Consider the following 8,285-nt stretch of genomic DNA (forward strand, 5'->3'; position numbering starts at 1 on the left):
ATGGGATCCACTCTCGCGGGCTGGCTGCAGGCCCTGGCCCTGGTCGGGGCACTGGCCCTGTGCTACCGCCCCCTTGGCGACTACATCGCCAAGCTCCTCACCACCACCAAGCACCTCAGAGTCGAGCGCGGCATCTACAAGGTGATCGGCGTCGACGGCGACGCCGATCAGCGCTGGCCGGTGTACCTCCGCTCGGTGCTGGCCTTCTCGGCCGTCTCCGTCCTCTTCCTCTACGGCCTGATCCGCCTCCAGGGCTACCTGCTGCTGAACCTGGGTGTTCCGCAGATGGAGGGTCACCAGGCCTGGAACACCGCGATCTCGTTCGTCGCGAACACCAACTGGCAGTCCTACGCCGGTGAGTCCGCGATGGGCCACCTGGCGCAGATGGCGGGCCTGGCGGTGCAGAACTTCGTCTCCGCGGCCGTCGGCATCGCCGTCGTCGGCGCGCTGATCCGGGGCTTCACCCGCAACCGGACCGACCGGGTCGGCAACTTCTGGGTGGACCTCACCCGGATCAACCTGCGCCTGCTGCTGCCGATCTCGATCGTCTTCGCCCTGGTCCTGGCCGCCTCCGGCGTGATCCAGAACTTCCACGGCTTCCACGAGGTGGCCACGCTCGGCGGCGAGGTGCAGAAGATCCCGGGCGGCCCGGTGGCCTCCCAGGAGGTCATCAAGCTGCTCGGCACCAACGGCGGCGGCTTCTTCAACGCCAACTCCGCGCACCCGTTCGAGAACCCGACCGGCTTCTCCAACCTGGTCGAGATCTTCCTGATCCTGCTGATCCCGTTCGCGCTGCCGCGGGCCTTCGGCCGGATGGTGGGGGACAACCGCCAGGGCTACGCGATCCTCGCCGTGATGGGCCTGTTCTGGGTCGCCTCGACCGCCCTGCTCACCTTCGCCGAGTCGCAGCACCAGGGCACCGCCCTGCAGGCCGCGGGCGCCGCGATGGAGGGCAAGGAGCAGCGTTTCGGCATCGCCGCCTCCGGCCTGTTCGCCGCCTCGACCACGCTGACCTCGACCGGCGCGGTGAACTCGTTCCACGACTCGTACACGCCGTTCGGCGGCGGGCTGACGGTCTTCAACATGATGCTGGGCGAGATCGCGCCCGGCGGTGTGGGATCGGGCCTGTACGGCATGCTCGTGCTGGCGATCGTCGCGGTGTTCGTCGCCGGCCTGATGGTCGGCCGCACCCCCGAGTACCTGGGCAAGAAGCTCGGCGGCCGGGAGATGAAGTTCGCCTCGCTGTACATCCTCACCACGCCGACCCTGGTGCTGGTCGGCACGGGCCTGGCGATGGCCCTGCCGGGGGAGCGGGCCGGGATGCTCAACTCGGGCGCCCACGGCTTCTCCGAGGTGCTGTACGCCTTCACCTCGGCGGCCAACAACAACGGCTCGGCCTTCGGCGGCATCACCGTCAACACCGACTGGTACGACACGGCGCTCGGCCTGGCGATGATCTTCGGCCGCCTCCTGCCGATCGTCTTCGTCCTGGCGCTGTCCGGTTCGCTCGCCCAGCAGCAGCCGGTCCCGGCCACCCCGGGCACCCTGCCCACCCACAAGCCGCTGTTCGTGGGCCTGCTGTCGGGCGTCATCCTGATCGTCGTCGGCCTCACCTACTTCCCGGCCCTGGCTCTCGGGCCGATCGCGGAAGGTCTCTCCTGATGTCCACCCCTACGCTCAACCCCGCACCGGCCGACAAGGCCGAGCCCGCCGCGCAGCACAGAGTGGCCAGCGGCCTGCTCGACCCGAAGCTGATCGTCGCGTCCCTGCCGGACGCGGTGAAGAAGCTCGACCCCCGGGTGATGGTCAAGAACCCGGTCATGTTCGTGGTCGAGGTCGGCTCGGTGGTCACCACCGTCTCCGCGATCGCCAGCCCGTCCGTGTTCGCCTGGTCCATCACCGTCTGGCTCTGGCTCACCACGATCTTCGCCAACCTGGCCGAGGCCGTCGCCGAGGGCCGCGGCAAGGCCCAGGCCGACACCCTGCGCAAGACCAAGACCGAGAGTGTCGCCCGCCGGCTCACCGACTGGCCCGCCACGCAGGCCGAGGAGGAGGTGCCGGGCACCGCGCTGCGGCTCGGCGACCACGTGGTGGTCGAGGCCGGGCAGATCATCCCCGGCGACGGTGACGTCGTCGAGGGCGTCGCGAGCGTCGACGAGTCGGCGATCACCGGCGAGTCCGCGCCGGTCATCCGCGAGTCCGGCGGTGACCGCTCGGCGGTGACCGGCGGCACCAAGGTGCTGTCCGACCGGATCGTGGTGAAGATCGCCTCGGAGCCCGGCAAGTCGTTCATCGACCGGATGATCGCCCTGGTCGAGGGCGCCGCCCGGCAGAAGACGCCGAACGAGATCGCGCTGAACATCCTGCTCGCCTCGCTGACCATCGTCTTCCTGGTCGCCGTGGTGACCCTGCAGCCGATGGCCACCTACGCGGGCGCCCCGCAGTCGATGATCGTCCTGGTCGCCCTGATCGTGGCGCTCATCCCGACCACCATCGGCGCGCTGCTCTCCGCGATCGGCATCGCCGGCATGGACCGGCTGGTGCAGCGCAACGTGCTGGCGATGTCCGGCCGGGCCGTCGAGGCGGCCGGCGACGTCAACACCCTGCTGCTGGACAAGACCGGCACCATCACCCTGGGCAACCGCCAGGCCGCCGAGTTCCTGCCCGCCCCGGGCGTGTCCACCGAGGAACTGGCCAGCGCCGCTCAGCTGTCCTCCCTCGCGGACGAGACCCCGGAGGGCCGCTCGATCGTGGTCCTCGCCAAGACCGAGTACGGCCTGCGGGCCCGCGCCCAGGGCGAGCTGACGCACGCCACCTGGGTCCCGTTCACCGCCCAGACCCGGATGTCCGGCGTCGACCTGGACGAGGCCGAGGCGGTCCACCAGGTCCGCAAGGGCGCGGCCGGCGCGGTCACCAACTGGGTGACCGAGAACGGCGGTTCGGTCGGCAACGAGGTCTCCGCCCTGGTCGACGGGATCTCCGCGGCCGGCGGCACCCCGCTGGTGGTGGCGACCAAGGTCGGCGCCAAGCCGGCCCGCGTCCTCGGGGTCATCCACCTCAAGGACGTGGTCAAGGAGGGCATGCGGGAGCGCTTCGACGAGCTCCGCCGGATGGGCATCAAGACCATCATGATCACGGGCGACAACCCGCTGACCGCCAAGGCGATCGCGGAGGAGGCGGGCGTGGACGACTTCCTCGCCGAGGCCACCCCCGAGGACAAGATGGCGCTGATCAAGAAGGAGCAGGAGGGCGGCAAGCTGGTCGCGATGACCGGCGACGGCACCAACGACGCCCCCGCGCTCGCCCAGGCCGACGTCGGCGTGGCCATGAACACCGGGACCATGGCGGCCAAGGAGGCCGGCAACATGGTCGACCTGGACTCCAACCCGACCAAGCTGATCGAGATCGTCGAGATCGGCAAGCAGCTGCTGATCACCCGTGGCGCGCTGACCACCTTCTCGATCGCCAACGACGTGGCCAAGTACTTCGCGATCATCCCCGCGATGTTCGCCGGGGTCTACCCGGGCCTGAGCCACCTCAACATCATGGGCCTGCACAGCCCGCAGTCCGCGATCACCTCGGCGATCATCTTCAACGCCCTGGTCATCATCGGCCTGATCCCGCTCGCCCTGCGCGGCGTGCGCTACCGCCCGTCCGACGCCAGCTCCCTGCTGCGCCGCAACATCGGGGTCTACGGCTTCGGCGGTCTGGTGGTGCCGTTCGTCGGCATCAAGCTGATCGACCTGATCGTCCAGTTCATCCCCGGCCTGAGCTGAGAGAGGAGAATCCGATGTCCAAGCCCCTGCCGACGACCGTCCGCACCCACTTCACCGCACTGCGGGCGCTGCTGGTGCTCACCGCGATCCTCGGGATCGCCTACCCGCTGCTGGTCACCGGGATCAGCCAGGTCGCCTTCACCGAGAAGGCCAACGGCTCGCTCGTGAAGTCCGACGGCAAGGAGGTCGGTTCCAGCCTGATCGGCCAGAACTTCAACCTCCCGAAGAAGAACCCCGACGACCCGAAGGAGGAGGCGCAGCCGGACCCGAAGTGGTTCCAGCCCCGCCCCTCCGCGGCCGGGACCGGCTACGACTCGTCCTCGTCCGGCGCCTCCAACCTCGGCCCGAACAGTGACGACCTGCTGAAGGCCGTCAACGACCGCCGCGCCGCCGCCGCCGAGTTCGACGGCGTCGCCCCGGAGAGCGTCCCGGCCGACGCGCTGACCGCCTCCGGATCCGGCCTCGACCCGTACATCTCGGTCGCCTACGCCGAGGAGCAGGTGAACCGGGTCGCCAAGACCCGGAACCTGTCGGCGGAGGCGGTGCGCAAGCTGGTCGAGAAGTACACCGAAGGCCGCTCGCTCGGCTTCCTCGGACAGGAGGGCGTCAACGTCCTCCTGCTGAACCGGGCCCTCGCGGAACAGAAGTGACCGGCCGAACAGAGATGGCCAGCGGAACAGAAGTGACAGGTCAACGGCTGGATCCGTGAAACAGGCCGACCCGGGCCGGGGCACCACCCCCGCGCCCGGGTCGGCCGCCGTACGTCCCGACCCCGGCCCGAGGACGCCCTGGCGGCAGCCCTCGCAGGAACGAAAGAGCAGTGCCCATGGCCCGCGACCTCACCCCCGGAACCGGCATCCGCAAGGGTCGGCTGAGGGTGTACCTCGGTTCCGCCCCGGGGGTCGGCAAGACCTACCGGATGCTGGACGAGGCCCGGCGCAGACAGGAGCGCGGGGCCGACGTCGCGGTCGGGTACATCGAGTGCCACGGCCGCCGCCACACCGAGGGCATGCTGGACGGCCTGGAGGTCCTGCCGCGTGTCCAACGCTTCTACCGCGACGCCGAGTTCGACGAGATGGACCTCGACGCGGTGCTCACCCGCCGCCCGTCCGTCGTGCTGGTCGACGAACTGGCGCACACCAACATCCCCGGCGGCCGCCACGCCAAGCGCTGGCAGGACGTCGAGGAACTGCTGGCCGCCGGCATCGACGTCATCACCACCGTCAACATCCAGCACCTGGAATCGTTGAACGACGTCGTCCAGAAGATCACCGGCATCCCGCAGCGCGAGACCGTCCCGGACGAGGTGGTCCGCCGGGCCGACCAGATCGAACTCGTCGACATGGCCCCGCAGGCGCTGCGCCGCCGGATGGCCCACGGCAACGTCTACAGGGCGGAGAAGGTGGACGCCGCGCTCTCCAACTACTTCCGGGTCGGCAACCTCACCGCCCTGCGCGAACTCGCCCTGCTCTGGGTTGCCGGGCGGGTCGACGAGGGCCTGCGCGACTACCGGGCCAGCCACAACATCGACCGGGTCTGGGAGACCCGCGAACGCGTCGTGGTCGCCCTCACCGGCGGCCCCGAGGGCGAGACCCTGATCCGCCGCGCCGCCCGGATCGCCGACCGCACCGCCGGCGGCGACCTGCTGGCCGTCCACGTCACCCGCAGCGACGGCCTGGCCGGCGCCTCCTCCGGCGCGCTCGCCCAGCAGCGCCAGCTGGTCGAGACCCTCGGCGGCAGCTACCACGTGGTGGTCGGCGACGACATCCCCACCGCGCTGCTCACCTTCGCCCGCGCCCACGACGCCACCCAGCTGGTGCTCGGCACCAGCCGCCGCGGCCGGATCAACCGCTTCCTCACCGGCCCCGGTATCGGCGAGACCACCGTGGACGACTCCGAGGACATCGACGTCCACATGGTCACCCACGAGTTCACCGGCCGCGGCCGGCTGCCCTCGCTCGGCCGCCGCCACTCCAAGCGCCGCACCATCGCCGGCTACGCCGCCGGCCTCGTGGTGCCCTGGCTGCTGACCGCGATCCTGTCCCAGGCGCACGAGAGCATCAACCTGACCACCGATGCGCTGATCTTCCAGCTCGGCGTGGTCATCGTCGCCCTGCTCGGCGGCGCCATCTCCGCCCTGCTGGCCTCGGTCAGTGCCTCGCTGCTGCTCAACTACTACTTCATCCCGCCGATACACGCCCTGACCATCGGCGAGACCAACAACATCGTCGCCCTGGTCGTCTTCGCCTCCGTCGCGCTCGCCGTCGCCACCATCGTCGACCACGCCAGCCGGCTCACCAGTCGCGCCGCCCGTGCCACCGCCGAGGCCGAGACCCTCTCCACCCTGGCCGGCAGCGTGCTGCGCGGCGCCGACGCCCTGTCCGCCCTGATGGAGAAGTCCCGGACGGCCTTCGGCATGCAGGCCGTCGCCCTGCTCTCCCGGGTCGACGACGAGGTGCTCGCCCACTCCGAGGCCGAGCACCAGGACGACACCGACGGGCAGAGCGAGACCACCGAGGTGCCGGTCGGCGCGGACGCCGTCCTGGTCCTCACCGGCCGCCGGCTGCCGGCCGCCGACCAGCGCGTCCTCACCGCCTTCGCCGCGCACGTCGCCGTCGCGCTGGAACGCGACCGGCTCGCCATGGTCGCCGCCGAGGTCGAGCCGATCAAGGCCGCCGACCGGATGCGCACCGCGCTGCTCGCCGCCGTCAGCCACGACCTGCGCACCCCGCTCGCCGCCGCGCTCGCCTCGGTCGGCTCGCTGCGCAGCCCCGACGTCGAGTTCTCGCCCGAGGACCAGGCCGAACTGCTCGCCACCGCCGACGAGTCGCTGGTCAAGCTCACCCGCCTGGTCGACAACCTGCTCGACATGAGCCGCCTCCAGGCCGGCGCGCTCACCCTGCACCTCGCCGAGACCCACCTCGACGAGATCCTGCCCCGGGCGCTCGACAGCCTCCCCGACCCATACGCCCCGATCCAGCCGCTCGACCTGGACACCGCGCCGCCGGTGCTCGCCGACCCGCCGCTGCTGGAGCGGGTGCTCGCCAACGTGATCACCAACGCGCTGCGCTACAACGCGCCCGGCGCGCCCGTCCTGGTCACCGCCAGCCACCACGCCGACCAGGTCGAGATCCGGGTGATCGACCGCGGCCCCGGCATCGCCCCCGAGGAGCGGGACCGGGTCTTCCTGCCCTTCCAGCGCCTCGGCGACACCGACAACACCACCGGTGTCGGTCTCGGCCTCGCGCTCTCCCGCGGCCTGGCCGAGGCCATGGGCGGCAGCCTGGAGGTCGAGGACACCCCCGGGGGCGGCACCACCATGCTGCTCACCCTGCCCGCCGCCACTCGGGAGGAGCCCGTACATGAGTGGACGAACTGAACGAACCGCCGAAAGCTGCGTGTCCCGCGAAGCGACCGCCGAGCGGAGCGAGGTGGCCGCATGAGCGAGATCCTGATCGTCGACGACGAACCAGCCCTGCTGCGCACGCTGCGGATCAACCTCAGCGCCCGGCAGTACGCCGTGCGGACGGCCGCCAGCGGCGGCGAGGCGCTGGACCGCGCCGCGCACTCCGCCCCGGACGCCGTACTGCTCGACCTCGGCCTGCCGGACCTGGACGGCATGGACGTGCTGCGCGGCCTGCGCACCCGCAGCGCGATGCCGATCATCGTGCTCTCCGGCCGGTCCGGTGCCGCCGACAAGGTGGGCGCCCTCGACGCGGGCGCGGACGACTACCTCACCAAGCCGTTCCTGATGGAGGAACTGCTGGCCCGGCTGCGTGCCGTGCTGCGCCGGCCGGTGGGCGGTGCCCCGCTGGGGCGGCCGGTGATAGGCGACCACACCGTCGACCTGACGGCCACCACGGTGACCGGCCCGCGGGGCCCGGTGCGGCTCACCCCGACCGAGTGGCGGATCCTCGCCCTGCTGGTGGCCAACCCGGGCCGGCTGGTGCCCGGGCGGCAGATCCTGCGGGAGGTGTGGGGGCCGGCCCAGGAGGCGCGCGGCAACTACCTGCGGGTCTATCTGGCCGGGCTGCGCCGCAAGTTGGAGCGTGACCCGGGCCGCCCGCGGCACCTGATCACCGAACCGGGGATCGGGTACCGGTACGAGCCCTGAGCGCCCCCGGCCGCCGCCGCGTCAACGACCCGTCAAGAGCGGGCCGGAGACCGACAGGGGAGCGTCAAGGCAGGCCCGGAGCGGTGTTCCGTGGGCGTAGCGTCAGTGCTGACCGAGCGGGCCCGGCTCCAATGTGGGGGAGGCCCGGGACCGCTCCAGCCGCCGTTGAACGGCGGCCAGCAGGTGGGGGAGGGGCGGGGGGGGGGGCGGGGCGCGAGCCCCGCCGGATGAAAAGATCGTAGTTAGGAATACAGCAGCGCCCACCGCACACCCACGGCCACCCCCTCCCCCGGGACGCGCCCAGACACCCCCCCCCCCCCCGGCCGCCCGGCCCGGGCCGCCGCGCGGGGCGGGGGGGGGGGGGGCGGCGGGGGCGGCGGGGGCCGCCGGGCCCG

General features: G+C 71.6%; 5 protein-coding genes. All 5 read left to right on the forward strand.

What is annotated here, in order from left to right:
* The 5 genes from kdpA to ACFVHI_RS28610 all read left to right on the forward strand — a co-directional run bounded on the left by kdpA (position 1) and on the right by ACFVHI_RS28610 (position 7,890).
* On the forward strand, positions 1–1,662 hold the full coding sequence (gene kdpA, locus ACFVHI_RS28590; protein WP_063348921.1) for a potassium-transporting ATPase subunit KdpA: 1,662 nt from the start codon (positions 1–3) through the stop codon (positions 1,660–1,662).
* Positions 1,662–3,776, forward strand: a complete 2,115-nt coding sequence (kdpB, locus tag ACFVHI_RS28595) for a potassium-transporting ATPase subunit KdpB (RefSeq protein WP_063348922.1) — start codon at positions 1,662–1,664, stop codon at positions 3,774–3,776. The genes kdpA and kdpB overlap by 1 nt, the downstream gene beginning before the upstream one ends.
* Positions 3,777–3,790: 14 nt before the next feature.
* A complete protein-coding gene (gene kdpC / locus ACFVHI_RS28600) occupies positions 3,791–4,426 on the forward strand; it encodes a potassium-transporting ATPase subunit KdpC (protein WP_063348923.1) in 636 nt (211 codons plus the stop codon).
* Positions 4,427–4,602: 176 nt separating this feature from the next.
* Positions 4,603–7,155 (forward strand): ATP-binding protein, encoded by a 2,553-nt coding sequence (locus ACFVHI_RS28605; protein ID WP_380344143.1) that lies wholly within the window; start codon positions 4,603–4,605, stop codon positions 7,153–7,155.
* A gap of 60 nt (positions 7,156–7,215) precedes the next feature.
* Positions 7,216–7,890: a response regulator gene (locus ACFVHI_RS28610; protein ID WP_063348925.1), complete on the forward strand. Its 675-nt coding sequence runs from the start codon at positions 7,216–7,218 to the stop codon at positions 7,888–7,890.
* Positions 7,891–8,285: the final 395 nt, after the last annotated feature.

Origin of the sequence: Kitasatospora sp. NPDC127121, from assembly GCF_042677305.1 — a bacterium.
Lineage (GTDB): Bacteria > Actinomycetota > Actinomycetes > Streptomycetales > Streptomycetaceae > Kitasatospora.

Coding starts and splice junctions, on each gene's coding strand:
- ACFVHI_RS28610 (WP_063348925.1), top strand. CDS start 7,216: ATGAGCGAGATCCTGATCGTCGACGACGAACCAGCCCTGCTGCGCACG.
- kdpC (WP_063348923.1), top strand. CDS start 3,791: ATGTCCAAGCCCCTGCCGACGACCGTCCGCACCCACTTCACCGCACTG.
- kdpA (WP_063348921.1), top strand. CDS start 1: ATGGGATCCACTCTCGCGGGCTGGCTGCAGGCCCTGGCCCTGGTCGGG.
- ACFVHI_RS28605 (WP_380344143.1), top strand. CDS start 4,603: ATGGCCCGCGACCTCACCCCCGGAACCGGCATCCGCAAGGGTCGGCTG.
- kdpB (WP_063348922.1), top strand. CDS start 1,662: ATGTCCACCCCTACGCTCAACCCCGCACCGGCCGACAAGGCCGAGCCC.